General features: G+C 70.3%; 17 protein-coding genes and 2 pseudogenes. 8 read left to right on the top strand and 11 right to left on the bottom strand.

The genetic code is table 11. The features are described from left to right. Positions 1-42: 42 nt before the first annotated feature. Entirely contained in the window at positions 43-1,101 is a 1,059-nt protein-coding gene (locus Q0R63_RS00590) for a hypothetical protein (protein WP_295692452.1), read from the top strand. 113 nt (positions 1,102-1,214) lie between these two features. On the opposite strand, the gene Q0R63_RS00585 is transcribed toward Q0R63_RS00590, so the two are convergent. From Q0R63_RS00585 to dop, 5 genes are read right to left on the bottom strand one after another with little or no spacing between them, the layout of a single operon-like run. Next, positions 1,215-1,706 (bottom strand): glutathione peroxidase, encoded by a 492-nt coding sequence (locus Q0R63_RS00585; protein WP_295692450.1) that lies wholly within the window; start codon positions 1,704-1,706, stop codon positions 1,215-1,217. Then, a complete protein-coding gene (prcA, locus tag Q0R63_RS00580) occupies positions 1,703-2,575 on the bottom strand; it encodes a proteasome subunit alpha (RefSeq protein WP_295692448.1) in 873 nt (290 codons plus the stop codon). The genes Q0R63_RS00585 and prcA overlap by 4 nt, the downstream gene beginning before the upstream one ends. Further along, positions 2,572-3,399 (bottom strand): proteasome subunit beta, encoded by an 828-nt coding sequence (prcB, locus tag Q0R63_RS00575; protein WP_295692446.1) that lies wholly within the window; start codon positions 3,397-3,399, stop codon positions 2,572-2,574. Before prcB ends, prcA begins: the two co-directional genes overlap by 4 nt. Continuing rightward, positions 3,396-3,602: a ubiquitin-like protein Pup gene (locus Q0R63_RS00570; protein ID WP_295692443.1), complete on the bottom strand. Its 207-nt coding sequence runs from the start codon at positions 3,600-3,602 to the stop codon at positions 3,396-3,398. Before Q0R63_RS00570 ends, prcB begins: the two co-directional genes overlap by 4 nt. Before the next feature lie 57 nt (positions 3,603-3,659). Beyond that, complete coding sequence (dop, locus tag Q0R63_RS00565) at positions 3,660-5,186, bottom strand: depupylase/deamidase Dop (protein WP_295692441.1); 1,527 nt, start codon at positions 5,184-5,186, stop codon at positions 3,660-3,662. Positions 5,187-5,238: 52 nt separating this feature from the next. Between dop and Q0R63_RS00560 the strand changes: the two genes are divergently transcribed. From Q0R63_RS00560 to Q0R63_RS00545, 4 genes are all read left to right on the top strand, one after another. Further along, positions 5,239-6,231 (top strand): alpha/beta hydrolase, encoded by a 993-nt coding sequence (locus Q0R63_RS00560; RefSeq protein ID WP_295692437.1) that lies wholly within the window; start codon positions 5,239-5,241, stop codon positions 6,229-6,231. Between the two features lie 86 nt (positions 6,232-6,317). Beyond that, complete coding sequence (locus Q0R63_RS00555) at positions 6,318-7,295, top strand: ribose-phosphate diphosphokinase (RefSeq protein WP_295692435.1); 978 nt, start codon at positions 6,318-6,320, stop codon at positions 7,293-7,295. A 19-nt stretch (positions 7,296-7,314) separates the two neighbouring features. Continuing rightward, positions 7,315-7,794, top strand: coding sequence for a DUF3054 domain-containing protein (locus tag Q0R63_RS00550; RefSeq protein WP_295692432.1), 480 nt, complete (start codon positions 7,315-7,317; stop codon positions 7,792-7,794). A gap of 124 nt (positions 7,795-7,918) precedes the next feature. Next, positions 7,919-8,965, top strand: a complete 1,047-nt coding sequence (locus tag Q0R63_RS00545) for a biotin/lipoate A/B protein ligase family protein (RefSeq protein WP_295692429.1) — start codon at positions 7,919-7,921, stop codon at positions 8,963-8,965. Between the two features lie 10 nt (positions 8,966-8,975). On the opposite strand, the gene Q0R63_RS00540 is transcribed toward Q0R63_RS00545, so the two are convergent. From Q0R63_RS00540 to Q0R63_RS00530, 3 genes are read right to left on the bottom strand one after another with little or no spacing between them, the layout of a single operon-like run. Further along, the gene (locus Q0R63_RS00540) at positions 8,976-9,404 is read right to left on the bottom strand and encodes a VOC family protein (RefSeq protein WP_295692426.1); all 429 of its coding nucleotides are present in this window, start codon (positions 9,402-9,404) and stop codon (positions 8,976-8,978) included. Positions 9,405-9,431: 27 nt separating this feature from the next. Next, complete coding sequence (locus Q0R63_RS00535; RefSeq protein WP_295692423.1) at positions 9,432-9,914, bottom strand: SRPBCC family protein; 483 nt, start codon at positions 9,912-9,914, stop codon at positions 9,432-9,434. Next, positions 9,914-10,294: a metalloregulator ArsR/SmtB family transcription factor gene (locus tag Q0R63_RS00530; RefSeq protein ID WP_295692420.1), complete on the bottom strand. Its 381-nt coding sequence runs from the start codon at positions 10,292-10,294 to the stop codon at positions 9,914-9,916. The genes Q0R63_RS00535 and Q0R63_RS00530 overlap by 1 nt, the downstream gene beginning before the upstream one ends. Before the next feature lie 100 nt (positions 10,295-10,394). Between Q0R63_RS00530 and Q0R63_RS00525 the strand changes: the two genes are divergently transcribed. Beyond that, positions 10,395-11,174 (top strand): SDR family oxidoreductase, encoded by a 780-nt coding sequence (locus tag Q0R63_RS00525; protein ID WP_295692417.1) that lies wholly within the window; start codon positions 10,395-10,397, stop codon positions 11,172-11,174. Between the two features lie 21 nt (positions 11,175-11,195). Here the strand turns inward: Q0R63_RS00525 and arc are convergent, their stop codons facing one another. Further along, complete coding sequence (gene arc, locus Q0R63_RS00520) at positions 11,196-12,803, bottom strand: proteasome ATPase (RefSeq protein WP_366521055.1); 1,608 nt, start codon at positions 12,801-12,803, stop codon at positions 11,196-11,198. A gap of 236 nt (positions 12,804-13,039) precedes the next feature. Next, positions 13,040-14,107 carry a tRNA (adenine-N1)-methyltransferase gene (locus Q0R63_RS00515; RefSeq protein WP_295692589.1) on the bottom strand — a complete coding sequence of 356 codons (1,068 nt, stop codon included), beginning with the start codon at positions 14,105-14,107 and terminating at the stop codon, positions 13,040-13,042. Between the two features lie 130 nt (positions 14,108-14,237). On the opposite strand from Q0R63_RS00515, the pseudogene Q0R63_RS00510 reads away from it, so the two are divergent. Further along, a pseudogene (locus Q0R63_RS00510) lies at positions 14,238-15,385 on the top strand (ATP-binding cassette domain-containing protein). 164 nt (positions 15,386-15,549) lie between these two features. Further along, positions 15,550-16,209 carry an ABC transporter permease subunit gene (locus Q0R63_RS00505; RefSeq protein WP_295692412.1) on the top strand — a complete coding sequence of 220 codons (660 nt, stop codon included), beginning with the start codon at positions 15,550-15,552 and terminating at the stop codon, positions 16,207-16,209. On the opposite strand, the pseudogene Q0R63_RS00500 reads toward Q0R63_RS00505, so the two are convergent. Beyond that, positions 16,137-16,334, bottom strand: a pseudogene (locus Q0R63_RS00500) (hypothetical protein); the annotation flags it as partial. The gene Q0R63_RS00505 and the pseudogene Q0R63_RS00500 overlap by 73 nt on opposite strands. Positions 16,335-16,353: the final 19 nt, after the last annotated feature.

The raw sequence follows: 16,353 nt of genomic DNA, 5'->3' as shown, positions 1-16,353 counted from the left end.
CCCCAGAGCGCAGGACCTCCTGCAGAAATGACGGCCGAACACATGACCACCAACATTCCTGAGTTCCGTTCGGTGATGCGCGGTTTCGACCCTGCCCAGGTGAACGCCACCCTGACCGAGCTGACCGTCGCACTGGAGGCAGCCCGTCGTGAGGCGGCCGATCGCACGGTCGAGCTGACCAAGGCGCAGTCGGCCCACGCCGAGGTCGCGAGAGAGCTCGAGTCGTCCAGGTCGCGGATCGCCGAGCTCGAGCAGGCCCAACTCGCGGCGACGACACCCACGTATCAGGATCTCGGCGAGCGGATCGGCAAGATCCTGCACCTCGCCGACGCCGAGGCGCAGAACATGCGCGAGACCGCCGAGGTCGAGGCCCAGCAGCACCGGAGCGATGCACTGGCTGCTGCCGCGCACTCCCAGACCGCGGCCGACCGGTATGCCGACGACATGCGGACCAAGGCCGAGGCCGATGCCGCGCTCATCGTCGAAGAAGCCAAGCGTCAGGCCGACTCCCACCTCGACGACGCGAGCCGCTCGGCGGCCGCCCGCCGCGAGGAGGCTGAGGCCCTCTACGAGCACCAGCGCGCCAAGGCTGCCTCTGCTGCTGCCGACTTCGAGACCACCCTGGCCGTCCGACGCGACCAGGCCGCCGAGGAGTTCTCGGCGCAGCTGACCACCCACGAGGAGTCGCTGCGGACCATCCAGGTGCGAGCTGCCGCCCTCCAGCAGGAGGCGGACGCCGCCCATGCCGAGGCGAAGAGCACCGCGGCCCACACCCTCGAGACCGCCCGGGCGGAGGCCACTCAGCACGTGCAGCAGGCTCGCGAGCACGCCGAGCGGATCCGGAACGACTCCGAGCGCGAGCTCACTGCCGCGACCCAGCGCCGTGACAGCATCAACTCCCAGCTCGCCAACGTCCGGCAGATGCTCGCGACCCTCGGTGGCCCGGCGCTGGCCCAGCAGGTCGTCCCCGAGCCGCCCGTCGCTCCGGCCGAGGGCCAGCCGGCTTCCGGGGACAACGGTGCCGGACACCACGACCAACCGGAGAGCGGCAGCAACGGCGAGGTCGGGCACGGCCCCGACGCCGCCGCCAACGCCCACTGACCCGTTCGTTCCCTTCCGCGGCGCCCGGCCCGAGGTCAAACCGCGGCCCAGGGACCGCGCTTTTACCTCGAACCCCCGAGTGACCCCGGCGGCGACCTGTTCGCGACCCCCGTTCAGGCGAGAGGCAGTATCCCCTCGATCGCGGTGACGACCTCGTCGGACTCCGGCTCGGTGCCCGGTCGGAAGCGGATGATGGGGCCACCTCCGGGAGCCACGAGGAACTTCTCGAAGTTCCACTGGATGTCGCCGGCCTCGCCGTCGGCGTCGGGCACGGCGGTCAGCTCTGCGTAGAGCGGGTCGCGCTCGGCTCCGTTGACCTCGACCTTGTCGAACATCGGGAACGTCACGCCGTAGGTGGCGCTGCAGAAGGTCTCGATCTCTGCCGCCGTGCCCGGCTCCTGCCCACCGAACTGGTTGCACGGGAAGCCGAGGACGGTGAAACCCCGGTCCCTGAACCGCTCCTGGAGCCGTTCGAGACCGGCGTACTGCGGCGTGAGCCCGCACTTCGAGGCGACGTTGACGACGAGCACGGCGCGGTCCGCGAAGTCGTGCAGGTCGGCCGGGCCACCACCGAGGGCGCTGACCGGATGGTCGTAGATGCTCATGATCCACCTTCCAGAGTGCTGAGCGGGTCGTCGCGGCCCTCGGGGTTGGCGGGACGATCGGTGCCCGGGGTCTCCGGGGCACCGTCCCGGGCGGCGTCGGTCGGACTCTCACCGGTGAGAACGTCGTGGTGACCGGGCGAGCGGTCGTCCGCCTCGGGCGCGTCGGACACGGGGCTGTCGGTGTTGAGCAGGTCGGCGAGCAGCTGACCCCCGATCCGGCGGAACTTGCGCCGGGGGCGCTGCCGGTCGAGGACCGCCACCTCGAGCTGGTCGGGCGCCAGGGTGCGTGGCTCACCGCCGAGGGGATCGAGGGCCAGGGCGTCGACCGCGAGCTCGAGCGCCTCGCCGAGGCTGAGCCCGGCTCGCCAGCGTCCCTGGAGGAGCTCCTCCGCCCGGGCGATGGTGCCCCCCATGACCACGTAGCCGTGCTGGTCGGCCACCGAGCCGTCATAGGTCAAGCGGTAGATCTGGTCGTGCTCGGTGTCCTGACCGACCTCGGCCACGACGATCTCGATCTCGTAGGGCTTCGGCTCCTGGGTGAAGACGGTGCCGAGGGTCTGGGCGTAGGCGTTGGCCAGGCCGCGGGCGGACACGTCGGAGCGATCGTAGGAGTAGCCCCGCAGGTCGGCGTAGCGGATGCCGGCCACCCGGAGGTTCTCGAACTCGTAGTACATGCCGACCGCCGCGAAGGCGATTCGGTCGTAGATCTCGGAGATCTTGCGCAGGCTCTGGGGGTTCTCGGCGACGAAGGCGATGCCCCGGTCGTAGGCCAGGACGACGACCGACCGACCGCGCGCGATGCCCTTGCGCGCGTAGTCCGCCTTGTCCTTCATCAGCTGCTCGGGCGAGACGTAGAACGGCATGCTCATCGGGCACCTCCCGGGTTGCCCTGACGGTCGGCGACGACCTGCTCGACCACCCCGGCCAGGGTGTCGTCATCGAGGAACCGGACGCCCTCCCGGTCAACGACGGCGAGGGTCGGCCAGATCCGCCGGCCGAGGTCGGGGCCGCCGGTGGCCGAGTCGTCGTCGGCAGCGTCGTAGAGCGCCTCCACGGCCACCCGGGCCGTCGCGGCCTCGTCGAGACCGGGGCGCCAGAGCTTCTTCATCGCGCCCCGGGCGAAGAGCGAGCCGGAACCGATGCTGTGGTGGTCGTGCTCGCGGTAGCAGCCGCCGGTCACGTCGTAGGAATAGATCCTCCCGGCGCGGTCGTCGAGGTCGTAGCCGGCGAACAACGGCACGACCGACAGGCCCTGCATGGCCATCGCGAGGTTGCCGCGGATCATGCTCGCGAGCCGGTTCGCCTTACCCTCGACGGACATCAGGGTTCCCTCGATCTTCTCGTAGTGCTCGAGCTCGACCTGGTAGAGCTTGACGAGCTCGATCGCGAGACCCGCCGTGCCGGCGATCCCAACCACGGCGTACTCGTCGGCCGCGAAGACCTTCTCCATGTCGCGGTTCGCGATGAGGTTGCCCATCGTCGCCCGGCGGTCACCTGCCATGACGACGCCCCCGGCATACTCCAGGCAGACGATCGTCGTGCCGTGCGGGGCGGCGACGGTGGCCCCGAGCGGGAGCGGCCGGCCGGCCGGCAACAGATCGGGCGAGACCCTGCCGATGAACTCGGTGAACGACGACGAGCCGGGGGTGGTGAAGCCCGCCGGCAGTCGCCCTGACGACAGGCCTTCGCTCACTGGCCGCCCTTCTGCACGAACCCGCGCACGAACTCCTCGGCGTTGGACTCGAGGACACCGTCGATCTCATCGAGGACGCTGTCGATGTCGTCGTCGAGCGCCTCCTTGCGGGCGGTGGCCTCCGGCGCGACGGGGGTGGGCTCCGGCGTCTCCTCGGGCTCGCCCTCGCGACGTTGCGGCCTGCTCTGCTCCTGGCTGGGCACTGGCTTCCTCCACTCTGGTCGCCCCGCTGACGCGCGGCGAAGACCGATACGGCGACCCTAGCCGGATGCCGCGTCCAACTCACGCAACAACGTGGTCACGTCCGGGCTCCGGTCCATGATCTCGCCGACGTGAGCCTTGGTCCCGCGCAACGGTTCGAGCATCGGAACCCGTTGCAGGGCATGACGGCCGGGGACGTCGAAGATGACCGAGTCCCACGACGCCGCGGCGATCTGTGGCGCGAACTTCTCGAGGCACTTCCCCCGGAACCACGCCCGGGTGTCCTCGGGCGGCTCGGTGACCGCGGCCTTCACGGCGACCTCGTCGACGAGCTGGGTCACCCGACCCCGCTCGAGGAGGCGGTGGAACAGGCCCTTCTCGGGGCGGATGTCGCTCCACTGGATGTCGATGGCGCTCAGTCGCGGGTCGTCCCAGCCGAGGTTGTCGCGGTCACGGTAGCCCTCGAGCAGCTGCAGCTTGGCGACCCAGTCGAGGTCGCGGGCGCACGACATGGGGTCGGTGCCGAGCCGCGTGAGCACATCGGCCCAGAGGGTCATCACCTCGGTGGTGTCGGGGTCGTCGCCGCTGTCGAGCCCGCGGTCCGCGAGGTAGGCGGCCGCCGCGTCGTGGTAGGCCCAGAGCAGCTCGAGCGCCGTCAGGTGCCGACCGTCGCGGAGGGTGACCTGCGCACGCAGGGTGGGGTCGTGCGAGATGGCGTGCAGCGTGGCGACCGGCTTGACGAGGGTGAGGTCCTGCGGCATCGCCCCGTCCTCGATCATCGCGAGCACGACGGAGGTCGTGCCCAGCTTGAGGAGGTTGGCGACGTCGCACTGGTTGGCGTCGCCGATGATCACATGGAGCCGGCGGTAGAGGTCGGCGACGGCGTGCGGCTCGTCGCGGGTGTTGATGATCGGCCGCTTCAGGGTCGTCTCGAGCCCGACCTCGACCTCGAAGAAGTCGGCCCGCTGGCTGACCTGGAAACCGGGGTTGCGCGAGTCCTGGCCGATGCCCACCCGACCCGCACCGACCATCACCTGCCGGGCGACGAAGAAGGGGACGAGGTGGCGCACCACCTCGGAGAAGGGGGTCTCGCGACGCATGATGTAGTTCTCGTGGGTGCCGTAGGAGGCGCCCTTGCCGTCGGTGTTGTTCTTGTAGAGGTTGACCCCGGGCTGGCCGGGGATGCCCGACAGGCGGCGCACGGACTCGAGCATGATCAGCTCGCCCGCCCGGTCCCAGGTGATGGCGCCTCGGGGGGTGGTGACCTCGGGAGAGCTGTACTCCGGGTGGGCGTGGTCGACGTAGAGCCGGGCGCCGTTGGTGAGCACGACGTTGGCGAGGGTCGGGTCCTCGATATCGGTGAGCTGGCTGGGGTCGGCGGCGCCGCGGCCCACCTCGAAGCCCCGGGCGTCCCGCAGCGGTGCCTCGTCGGCGTAGTCCCAGCTGGCCCGCCCCGACCGGACCCCGTGGGAGCTGGCATAGGCGTTGACGACGTGGCCCGACAGGATCATCGGGTTGGCGGTCGGGTCGCCGGGCACGGAGATGCCGTACTCGGTCTCGATCCCCATCACGCGGCGTACGGTCATGCTCATCACCATATGTCGGCGGGATGACACCGCGCGGGGCAGGATGGGTGACATGTCGCTGACGTCTCCGTCGATGCCCCTGCGCACCAAGGTGTTCACCACCGCCTACGACCGGGCCGGCGCCCTCGACGTCGCTAGCCTGACGCTCGAGCAGATCCGGGCGACCCGGGCCCGGGTGGTCCCCTCCCGCGCCCCCTTCTCCTGGGTCACCGGTGCAGTGCCCAAGGGGGTACAGATCTCGTCGACGAGCTTCCCGGCTCGGGACGGGCACGACGTCGGCGTGCGGGTCTATCGGCCCAGGGCCGCGACGGGACCGCTGCCGGTGGTCCTCTTCTTCCACGGCGGCGGCTGGGTCCTCGGCTCGGTCCTCGGCTACGACCCCCTCTGCGGCTTCATCGCCGACGCCGTCCCCGCCCTCGTGCTGAGCATCGACTACCGCCTTGCCCCCGAGCACGTCGCACCGCAGGCGGCGCACGACTGCGTCGACGCACTCCGGTGGGTGGAGTCCGGCGCCGCGGCGCTCGGCGGCGACCCCGCACGGATCGCCGTCAGCGGCGACTCCGCCGGCGGCAACCTGGCGGCCATCGTCACCCAGGTCGTCCGCGCCGAGGGTGGCCCGCGCATCTCCCACCAGGCTCTCCTCTACCCCGGCACGGACGCGACGCGCAGCCACCCCTCGATCGCCGAGCACGCCGACGCGCCCGTGCTGACGCGCCGGGCCATCGACGCCTTCCTCGAGCTGTATGCCGTGCCCAGCGGGCTGCCGCTCGACGACCCGCTGATCTCGCCGCTCTTCGCGGACGACTTCGGCGGCCTTCCGCCGGCGCTCGTCCAGACCGCGGACCTCGACCCGCTGCGCGACGAGGGGAAGGCGTATGCCGCCAGGCTGCGCGCCGCGGGCGTGCCCACCCGCACGACGAACTACCTCGGCACCCCCCACGGCTTCATGAGCTTCCCCGGGGCCACCGTCACCGGCCCGCAGGCGCGCCTCGAGCTCGCGACCGAGCTGCGGCAGTACCTCGCGCCGGTGTCAGGGCACATGTGACAGAGCGGTCGGCGGCAGACGTTCCACCGGGCTTCACCGACCGTTAGTCTGAAGGCCACCGCCGCCGTCCCCCCGGAAGGGTGCTCGTGAACGACGTCGTCGTCTTCTCCGGAACAGCACACCCCCGCCTCGCCGACCGCATCTGCGACCACCTCGGGGTGGCACGCTCGGCCGTCGACATCAAACGCTTCAGCAACGACTGCCTGCAGGCCCAGCTGCTGGAGAACTGCCGCCAGCGCGACGTCTACATCATCCAGCCGCTCGTGCCGCCCACCCAGGAGCACCTGATGGAGCTGCTGCTGATGATCGACGCAGCGCGGGGCGCCTCCGCGGCCCAGATCACCGCCGTGATGCCGCACTACGCCTACGCGCGCTCGGACAAGAAGGACGCACCCCGGATCTCCCTCGGCGGACGCCTCGTCGCCGACATGCTCTCGACCGCCGGGGCCCACCGGGTGCTGACGATGGCGCTGCACGCCCCGCAGGTCCACGGCTTCTTCTCCGTCCCCGTCGACCACCTCACCGCCATCGGGGTGCTGGCCGACCACTACCGGGGGGCCGACCTCACCGACACCATCGTGGTCTCCCCCGACCTCGGCAACGCCAAGACCGCCACCCAGTTCGCGCGGCTCCTCGGGCTCCCCGTGGCCGCCGGCAGCAAGCAGCGCCTGACCGACGACCGGGTCGTCATCGACGCCATCGTCGGTGACGTGGCCGGCAAGCGGGCGATCGTCCTGGACGACGAGATCGCCACGGGCGGCTCGATCATCGAGCTCCTCGAGCGGCTCAAGGACGTCGGGTGCACGGAAGCCTCGATCGCCTGCACGCACGGCCTGTTCGCCGGCCAGGCGGTCGAACGGCTGCGCGACCACCCGATGATCAACGAGGTCGTGACGACCGACACGGTGCCGCCGCCGCGGGGCTGGCCGGAGCTGCGGATCAGGTCCGTCGCCGAGCTCTTCGCCGAGGCGATCTCCCGCATCCACCAGGGAAAGTCGGTGTCGTCGCTCTTCGAGGGTGTCGACCCGACGCATGCCCCGCCCCAGCCCAAGCTCCCCTTCTGACGTGCCGAATACTCCTGGGGTGCCCAACACTCCCGACGTGCCGACGACTCCCGAGAAGCACGTCCCCTCCGAAGCGCCCGTCCCTGCGACGACCCCGTCGGCTGCCCCCCGTCCGTGGCTGCCCGATCTCCGGTCGCCGGTGGTGGCCGCAGTCATCGACGCGGTCCTGGTGCTGATCTTCGCCGCGATCGGTCGGGCGAGCCACGCCGAACAGAATCCCGTGGTCGGGGCCGTCAGCACGGCGATGCCGTTCCTGGTGGGCGGCGCCCTCGGCTGGGCCCTGGTCTGGTGGCGCTCGCACCGCTGGGCCGTCGACCTCGGCCCGGGCATCGTCGTCTGGGTCGCCACGGTCGTGGTGGGGATGCTGCTCCGGGCGGTCGTGGGTCAGGGCACCGCAGCCTCGTTCATCGTCGTCGCGACCTTGTTCCTCGGCGCGGTGCTGCTCGGATGGCGTTACCTGGCAGGCAGATTCGGCCCAGCGGTCAGCCGAGCCGGCTGACGCAGACAGCTCACCGGCCGATCGCGCTGCCCGGCAGAGAAGGCCGGCCCACAAAGGAGCCGTGACGTCCGTATGCCGGGCGGCTCGGTGGGAAGCGACTGCGCCCCAACGGTGTTCCCCTCCCGTGCATGGTGAGTTCAAGGTGTCCGGTGGCAAGCTCGTCGTCGTCGACCTCGAGGTCCGGGACGACCGGATCGCGCAGGTCGTGGTCTCCGGGGACTTCTTCCTCGAGCCCGACGAGGCGCTCGACGACATCACCGCGGCTCTCGACGGCATACCGGCGTCGGCGTCGTTGGCCCAGCTCGAGCACGCGGTCGCTGCCGCGACGCGGGAGGCGACCCTCGTGGGCTTCGATGCCCGGTCGGTGGCGTTCGCCGTGCTGCGGGCTCTCGGTCGCTCGACGGGGTGGGGCGATCTCGACGTCGAGCTGCTGGACACAGGTCCCCAGCACCCGGCGATGCAGATGGCTCTCGACGAGGTCATCGCCCGGCAGGTGGGAGCGGGCGTCCGGCCGCCGACCCTGCGGGTGTGGGAGTGGGCCTCGAACGCCGTCATCATCGGGTCCTTCCAGTCGCTCTCCAACGAGGTCGACCTCGAGGCCGCGGCCCGGCACCATACGACCGTCGTCCGGCGGATCTCCGGTGGCGGAGCGATGTTCGTCGAGCCCGGCAACACCATCACCTACTCGCTCTACGTGCCCACCTCGCTCGTGGAGGGCATGTCCTTCGCCGAGTCCTCCGCCTTCCTCGACGCCTGGGTCATCCGGGCGCTGCGCGAGCTCGGCGTCGACGCGAGCTACGTGCCGCTCAACGACATCGCCTCTCCGGCGGGCAAGATCGGCGGTGCGGCCCAGAAGCGGCTGGCCTCCAAAGTGGTGCTCCACCACGTGACGATGTCCTACGACATGGACGCCGCGGCGATGACCGACATCCTGCGCATCGGCCGGGAGAAGCTCTCCGACAAGGGTCACGTCAGCGCCGGCAAGCGGGTCGACCCCATCCGGTCGCAGACCGGTCTGTCACGGGCCGCCGTGGTGGAGGCGATGATCGGGCACTTCGAGCGCAGCTACGGGCTCACCCGGGTCGACCTCGACGAGCCGACCCGCGAGGAGGCGGCGTCGCTGGCCACGGCGAAGTACGCCGATCCGGCCTGGACAGCGCGCATCCCCTGAGGGCCGTCCCTCATATGTCGGACCGGCCCCGGTGCTCGAGGGGGATGAGCGGCTTGTCGGCTCGCGCCCGCAACTCCTGGACGGACCAGGTGTTGCCGTCGGGGTCGGCGAACCAGAAGAACGTGCCGCCGTCGCGCTCGTCGAAGGCAGTGACCTCGCTGCACTCCACCCCACGCGAGACCAGCTCGGCGCGACCGGCGCGAGCATCGGCGACGACGAGCTGGAGACCTCGCATCGACCCGGGAGCCATCTCGTTCTGGGACGGCAGGTCACCCAGGACGATCGAGCAGCCCGACCCGGGAGGGGTCAGCTGGATGACGTGCATGTGCTCGTTGCGGGTGTCGTGGTCGAGGTGGAAACCGAGCTGGTCGCGGTAGAAGGCGATCGCCCGGTCGAGGTCGCTGACCGGGAGGATGACGACTTCGAGAGTCCAGTCCATGATGAGATCCTCTGTCTGTTGGGGTGATCAGGCCGTGACCGACGACACGACGGTGTCGAGCCGGTCGTAGCCCTGGCTCATGCCGTCGGCCATGCCGCTCGCCACCATCACGTCACGGGCCTCGACGGACGGGAACATCGAGTGTCCCTCGAGCCGGGTGCGTCCGCCGTCGAGGCGGACGAAGGTCATCCGGTCGAGGCTGACGACATCAGGGACTCCCTCGAACTCGAAGGTCTGGACGGCGAACTCGTTGTCCCGCAGGGTGTGGAAGACGCCGCGGAATGCGTACTCGGCGCCATCGGGAGTGCGGTGACGGTAGCGGTAGCGCCCACCGGTCCTGAAGTCGTAGGTCTCGAGGTCCATGTCGTAGCCGTGCGGCCCGAGCCACTGTCGGACCAGTGCGGGGTCGCGGAACGCCTCGAAGACGGCCTCGACCGGTGCGTCGAACTCACGCGTGAACTCGGTGAGGGGCGGGCCCTCGGGGGCCGTGACGGTCAGCTGGTTGGTCATCAGGGTTCCTCCTTGACGGTTGGGGCGGCGGCGGTGTGTGTGGGGGGTCGCGCCGCGAGGACGGCGTCGAGAGAACGGAACTGGTGTTCGTGGATGAGTCGGTAGCCGTCGATCCAGGACGTCAGCTCCTCGAGCCGGCTGGCGGCGAGGTGCACCGGCCGGCGCTGACCGTCCCGGGTGCGAGTCACGAGACCGGCCTGCTCCAGCACCTGGATGTGCCGCGAGACCGCCTGCTTGGTGATCGCGAAGGGCGCAGCGAGGTCGTTGACGGTCTGGGGTCCGCGACTCAGCCGGGCGACGAGCGCTCGTCTGACCGGGTCGGCCAGGGCAAGGAAGGCGCGGTCCAACTCGTCTTCGCCGACCTCGCCGATGCCCTGCATGGTCAATCTTTCGGTTGATCAACTGATGAGTTGATTAAAGACGAGGTCCCGGTTGCTGTCAAGACCTCCGAACCCGTCGGCGCGGTGCTACCTTCGGCCGGTGAGCGACGCGACGCAGCCTCCGTTCCTCGGCCGGGTGGCCGTCGTCACCGGTGGTGGTCGGGGGCTCGGGCTGGCGATGGCACGCAGCCTGGCCCAACGCGGCGCCGACGTGGTCCTCCTCGACCGGCTCGAGGACGTGGCCGCGACCGCCGCGGCGCTCGAAGCCGAGACCGGGCGCCGGGTGGAGGGTCGGGCGATCGACGTGACGGACGACGCGTCCGTCGCCTCCGCACTCGACGCGGCGGCCGAGCTGCTCGGTGTGGCAACGGTGCTCGTCAACGCCGCCGGAGTGGCCATGGACAAGCCGGCCCTCGAGACCACGACTCAGGAGTGGCGGGCCCTGATGGACGTCAACCTCACCGGCACCTTCGTCGTCTGCCGCGAGTTCGCCCGGCGGGCCATCGCGGCGGAGCGGGTCGCAAGCATCGTCAACGTCGCCTCGATGTCGGGACTGATCGTCAACGTGCCCCAGCAGCAGGCGGCATACAACACGTCCAAGGCGGCCGTCTCGATGCTCACCAAGAGCCTCGCCGTCGAGTGGCTCCCCCACGGCATCCGGGTCAACGCGATCGCTCCGGGCTACTTCGCCTCCGAGATGACCCGCGACGTCGCCGCCCGGCTGCCGGAGATGCGCGACGAGTGGCTCCGCCGCACGCCGGCCGGACGGATGGGTGAGCCCGAGGAGCTCGGCGAGCTCGTCGCCTACCTCGCCGGCGACGGCTCTCGATTCGTCGTCGGCGAAACCGTCGTCATCGACGGCGGCTACACCCTGCTCTGACGGTCGTCGAGACGAAGCGGCCTACAGGTACTGGCCCGTGTTGGCGACGTTGTGGATCGAGCGGCCGGGCTCGGTGCCGTCCTTGGTGTTGATGAGGGTGCGGATGTAGACGATCCGCTCCCCCTTCTTGCCGGAGATGCGGGCCCAGTCGTCGGGGTTGGTCGTATTGGGCAGGTCCTCGTTCTCCTTGAACTCATCGACGCAGGAGGCAAGAAGGTGCTCGACGCGGATGCCCTTCTGGCCGATGGTGAGGAAGTCCTTGATCGCCATCTTCTTCGCCCGGTCGACGATGTTCTGGATCATCGCGCCGGAGTTGAAGTCCTTGAAGTAGAGGATCTCCTTGTCGCCGCCGGCATACGTCACCTCGAGGAAGCGGTTCTCGTCGATCTCGGAGTACATCCGCTCGACCGTCGCCTGGATCATCCCCTCGACGGTCGCCACCCGGTTGCCCCCGTTCTCGGCGAGGTCGTCGCGGTGCAGCGGCAGGGTGTTGGTGAGGTACTTGGAGAAGATGTCCCGCGCGCTCTCGGCGTCCGGGCGCTCGATCTTGATCTTCACGTCGAGCCGTCCGGGACGCAGGATGGCCGGGTCGATCATGTCCTCGCGGTTGGACGCGCCGATGACGATGACGTTCTCGAGGCGTTCGACGCCGTCGATCTCGGACAGCAGCTGCGGGACGATCGTGGTCTCGACGTCGCTGGAGACGCCGGAGCCACGGGTGCGGAAGAGCGAGTCCATCTCGTCGAAGAAGACGACGACGGGCGAGCCCTCGGACGCCTTCTCCCGCGCCCGCTGGAAGATCAGCCGGATGTGGCGCTCGGTCTCACCGACGTACTTGTTGAGCAGCTCCGGACCCTTGATGTTGAGGAAGTAGCTCTTCTCGGTGGTCTGGCCGGTGCGCTCGGCGACCTTCTTGGCCAGCGAGGCGGCGACCGCTTTGGCGATCAGCGTCTTGCCGCAGCCAGGGGGGCCGTAGAGCAGGATGCCCTTCGGCGGGCGCAGCTCGTGCTCCTTGAACAGCTCGGGATGGAGGTAGGGCAGCTCGACCGCGTCACGGATCTGCTCGATCTGGCCGGCCAGGCCGCCGATGTCCTCGTAGGCGATGTCGGGCACCTCTTCGAGGACGAGGTCCTGGACCTCGGCCTTGGGGATCCGCTCGTAGACGAAGCTCGAGCGCGGGTCGAGCAGCAGCGCGTCACCGACCCGGATCGGCTCACCCTCGAGCGACTCGGCCCGGCGGCATACGCGCTCCTCGTCGGCGTGCGCCACCACGAGGATCCGGTCGTCGTCGAGCAGCTCCTTGACCATGACGACCTCGCCGACCCGCTCGTAGCCGCAGGTCGCGACCACGTTGAGGGCTTCGTTGAGCATGACCTCGCGGCCGGCGCTCAGCGTGGCCGGGTCGACGCTGGGGCTCACGGCCACCCTCATCTTGCGACCCGAGGTCAGGATGTCGACGGTGGCGTCGTCGTAGGACTCGATGATGAGGCCGTAGGCGCTGGGCGGCTGGGCGAGCCGGTCCACCTCGGACTTGAGGGTGACGATCTGCTCGCGGGCCTCCTTGAGCGTGCGCACGAGGCGCTCGTTCTGGTTGGAGAGCGTCGACAGCGAGGTCTGCAGCTGGAGCACGCGGTTCTCGAGCTCGCGGGAGCGGGTGGGGCTGCCGCGCAGCGAGTCGCGCAGGTCGCGCACCTCGTCCCGCAGACGGGCCAGCTCCTGCGCGTCGGCCGCTGACACGGCCCGCGTCGGTTCCGACTGGGACGCGGGCTCGTTGGGCTGACCTTCGGGGGCCATGGGCTCGGACATCGGCGCCTCCTGACGAGGGCGGGCTGAACGGACCACTTGACCCTAACCCGGCGATCGCTTCAGCCGTCGGAGGTTTCGGTCACACTCCGGCGTACGCGTCGAATTTTCTTCTCGGAAACATGCCGTTCACCGAGCGCTTCCGCCGTCCACCCGTCCTCGGCACGCTGCTCCGGCGCCGGGCCCGTCGCGCTTTCTGGCTCGCCGTCCGACCTGCCGTCGGAGGCCGCCCTATCGCCCTCCGCAGGTCCGATGATGCCCTTCGCCGGACGTCGGGTGCGGTGCGGCGCGGCGACGCCCGGGGCCAGTCGTCGGGTCGAGATCAGGAAGCCGGTATGCCCGTGCATCCGGTGCTCGGGACGCACCGCGAGACCCTCGAGGTGCCAGCCGCGGACGAGCGACTCCCAGGCCGACGGCTCGGTGTAGCCGCCGTGCTCGCGCATCGCCTCGGCGACCCGGCTCAGCTGGGTGGCCGTCGCGACGTAGCAGATGAGCACTCCCCCCGGCACCAGGGCGTCGCCCACGGCGTCGAGGCACTCCCAGGGCGCGAGCATGTCGAGGACCACCCGGTCGACCGAGCCGGTCCCCACGGCGCTGGGCAGTGCCTCGACGAGGTCGCCGACGACCACCCTCCAGGCCGGGTGGTCCACCCCGAAGAAGGCGCGGGCGTTGCCCCGGGCGATGTCGGCGAAGTCCTCGCGTCGTTCGAACGAGACGAGCTCACCGTGCTCGCCGATGGCCCGCAGCAACGACATGCTCAGGGCCCCCGAGCCGACCCCGGCCTCGACGACCCGAGCACCCGGGAAGATGTCGGCCATCATGACGATCTGGCCGGCGTCCTTGGGATAGATGACGGCTGCGCCGCGTGGCATCGACATGACGTAGTCAGCCAGCAGCGGTCGGAGCGCGAGGTAGTCGATGCCACCGGTGTTGGTCACGACGGAGCCGTCCGCGCAGCCGATGACGGCGTCGTGCAGCAGCCGACCGTGATGGGTGTGGAACTCGCGACCAGCCTCGAGGACGATCGTGTGGAGGCGCCCTTTGGCGTCCGTGAGCTGCACCCGTTCGCCGACGGCGAACGGTCCTCGCAGCACGCGAAGGGGGGTCACGCTGGCCAAAGTGTCGTGCATCTGATCCGGGTCGGTCACGATGGGTGAGTCTAGGGTCGGGGCTCGAAGGGTCGACGCCGACCGGTGGTCGACCCGGACGCGGTCGGACCGCCTCGACGGGCGGCTCGACTCACAGGGGGAGCTCCGCACGATGACCACACAGACCTCGGCCATACCGTCCCTCCAGCTCGCCGATCGTGACGCACACGATCTCGCGATCGCCACCACCGGGCTGCGCAAGTCCTATCTCAGTCGCCGCGGACACCGTCAGGTCGCCGTCGAGGGACTCGACCTGCGGGTGCCGGCCGGGGGGGTGCACGGCTTCCTCGGCCCGAACGGCTCCGGCAAGACGACCTCGATCCGGATGCTCCTCGGCCTCGTCCGGCCCGACTCGGGGACGATGCAGATCTTCGGGTCGCCGGTCCCTGCGCAACTGCCGAGCGTCGTCGGCCGGATCGGGGCGATCGTCGAGTCGCCGAAGTTCTTCCCGAACTTCAGCGGAAGGCGCAACCTCGACCTGCTCGCCGCCGCCATCGGCGCCCCCGCGCAGCGGGTGGGGCTGGTGCTCGAGCAGAGCGGGCTCGGCGACCGCGGCAAGGACCGGTTCGCCACCTACTCGCTCGGGATGAACAGCGGCTCGCGATCGCCGCCACCCTGCTGAAGGACCCCGACCTCCTCATCTTCGACGAGCCGACCAACGGGCTCGACCCGGCGGGGATCCACGACATCCGCGCGACGATGCGGGCGCTCGGGCAGCAGGGCAAGACGGTGCTGGTGAGCAGCCACATCCTCGCCGAGGTGGAGCACGTCGCCGACACCGTCTCGATCATCGCCCGCGGACGGCTGCTCGCCTCGGGCACCGTCGCCGACGTCATCGGCAGCGGGCACTCGTCGGGCTTCCGCGTCAGGGTGGCGGACTCGGATGCGGCGCGCCTGGTGATGACGGGCGCCGGCTGGCAGGTGCGTGCCGGCGCCGATGGCAGCGACAACACCGATCACAGTGACGGCTTCGTCGTGGAGGGCGTCGCCGACGGCGCCGCGATCACCCGGCTGCTCGCCGGGTCCGGGCTGTGGGTCAGCGAGCTGACACCGATCCGCGCCGACCTCGAGTCGGTCTTCCTCGGATCACCCGCGACACCGGCATACCCGACGCCGGCGAGCCGGGGAGGCACCGGTGACCCGCCTCGTCGTCGTCGAGCTGCGCCGGCTGCTCGCCCGCCGGCTCACGCTCTTCGCCGCTTTAGGGATGCTGGTCGTCATCGGCATCACGGCCTACGGCGCCAACGGCCAGGTCTATGACCTCACCCCTGCGCGGATCGCTCAGGTGCAGGCGGAACAGGTGCAGCCGTGTCTCGCGGCCCTAGGCGCAGGCCCGACAGCAGCAGGACCCCAACGCCAACTTCAACTGCACCGCCTTCGGACGCTCGGCCGACCCCGGCGCACAGTCGGCGGTGTTCGCCACGGTGGCAACCTCCTCGGTCTCCGCGATCGCGTACTTCCTCATTTTCATCGCGTTCCTCGTGGGCGTGTCCTTCGTCGCTGCCGAGTTCTCGTCCGGGGCCATCGGCACGTGGCTGACCTACGAGCCGCGCCGGGGACGGGTGTATGCCAGCAAGCTCACCGCGGTGGCCGCCGGGGTGCTGATGGTCGCGGCGATCGCCGTCGCGCTCGTCATCGCGGCGGTCTACCTCATCGCGCGGTCGAACCAGATCGTCGGCACCACGTCGGGTGACCCGGGAAGCGGACTCCTCTGGACGGCGGTCCGGACGGTGGCCGTCTTCGGCGTCGCCGGGGCCCTCGGCGGCGTCGTCGCGGCGCTCCTGCGCAACACCGCAGCCGCACTCGGGCTGGCGATCGGCTACCTCGTCGTGGTCGAAGGGCTGGTGCTCAGTGCGCTCCGCTCTTCTGTCCCCGAGTCCCGCCCGTGGTTGGTGTTCTACAACGTGATGGCGTGGTTGCAGGGCGGCCTGCTGGACGACCGGTCCGGGGACTGCACGCCCCAGGGAGTGTGCACCCAGCCGGAGCTGATCAGCACGACCCACGCCGGGTACTACCTCCTCGTACTGAGCGTCGTCCTGGTCGCCCTCGGGGCGGCCGTGTTCCGGCGCCGAGACATCAGCTGAGCCGGCGGGCCCTCGAAGACGACCCGGCCTCCCCCGCTGCCGGCGCCCGGGCCGAGGTCGATGACCCAGTCGGCGCGGGCGATGACGTCGAGGCTGTGCTCGATGACAGCCTGGGAGCGGTGGGCGTTCTCGGCTCGCCACCCG

The sequence above is a fragment of the Lapillicoccus sp. genome (assembly GCF_025353065.1).
Lineage (GTDB): Bacteria > Actinomycetota > Actinomycetes > Actinomycetales > Dermatophilaceae > Lapillicoccus.
Note: the sequence above shows the minus strand (reverse complement) of the source record. Positions and strands in the feature narration are given on the sequence as shown.

Excerpts from the sequence above, each read along its gene's own strand:
- dop (WP_295692441.1), bottom strand. The coding sequence starts at position 5,186 with ATGACCGTACGCCGCGTGATGGGGATCGAGACCGAGTACGGCATCTCC.
- Q0R63_RS00530 (WP_295692420.1), bottom strand. The coding sequence starts at position 10,294 with ATGCAGGGCATCGGCGAGGTCGGCGAAGACGAGTTGGACCGCGCCTTC.
- Q0R63_RS00590 (WP_295692452.1), top strand. The coding sequence starts at position 43 with ATGACCACCAACATTCCTGAGTTCCGTTCGGTGATGCGCGGTTTCGAC.
- Q0R63_RS00585 (WP_295692450.1), bottom strand. The coding sequence starts at position 1,706 with ATGAGCATCTACGACCATCCGGTCAGCGCCCTCGGTGGTGGCCCGGCC.
- Q0R63_RS00515 (WP_295692589.1), bottom strand. The coding sequence starts at position 14,107 with ATGCACGACACTTTGGCCAGCGTGACCCCCCTTCGCGTGCTGCGAGGA.
- Q0R63_RS00540 (WP_295692426.1), bottom strand. The coding sequence starts at position 9,404 with ATGGACTGGACTCTCGAAGTCGTCATCCTCCCGGTCAGCGACCTCGAC.
- prcA (WP_295692448.1), bottom strand. The coding sequence starts at position 2,575 with ATGAGCATGCCGTTCTACGTCTCGCCCGAGCAGCTGATGAAGGACAAG.
- Q0R63_RS00535 (WP_295692423.1), bottom strand. The coding sequence starts at position 9,914 with ATGACCAACCAGCTGACCGTCACGGCCCCCGAGGGCCCGCCCCTCACC.
- Q0R63_RS00560 (WP_295692437.1), top strand. The coding sequence starts at position 5,239 with ATGTCGCTGACGTCTCCGTCGATGCCCCTGCGCACCAAGGTGTTCACC.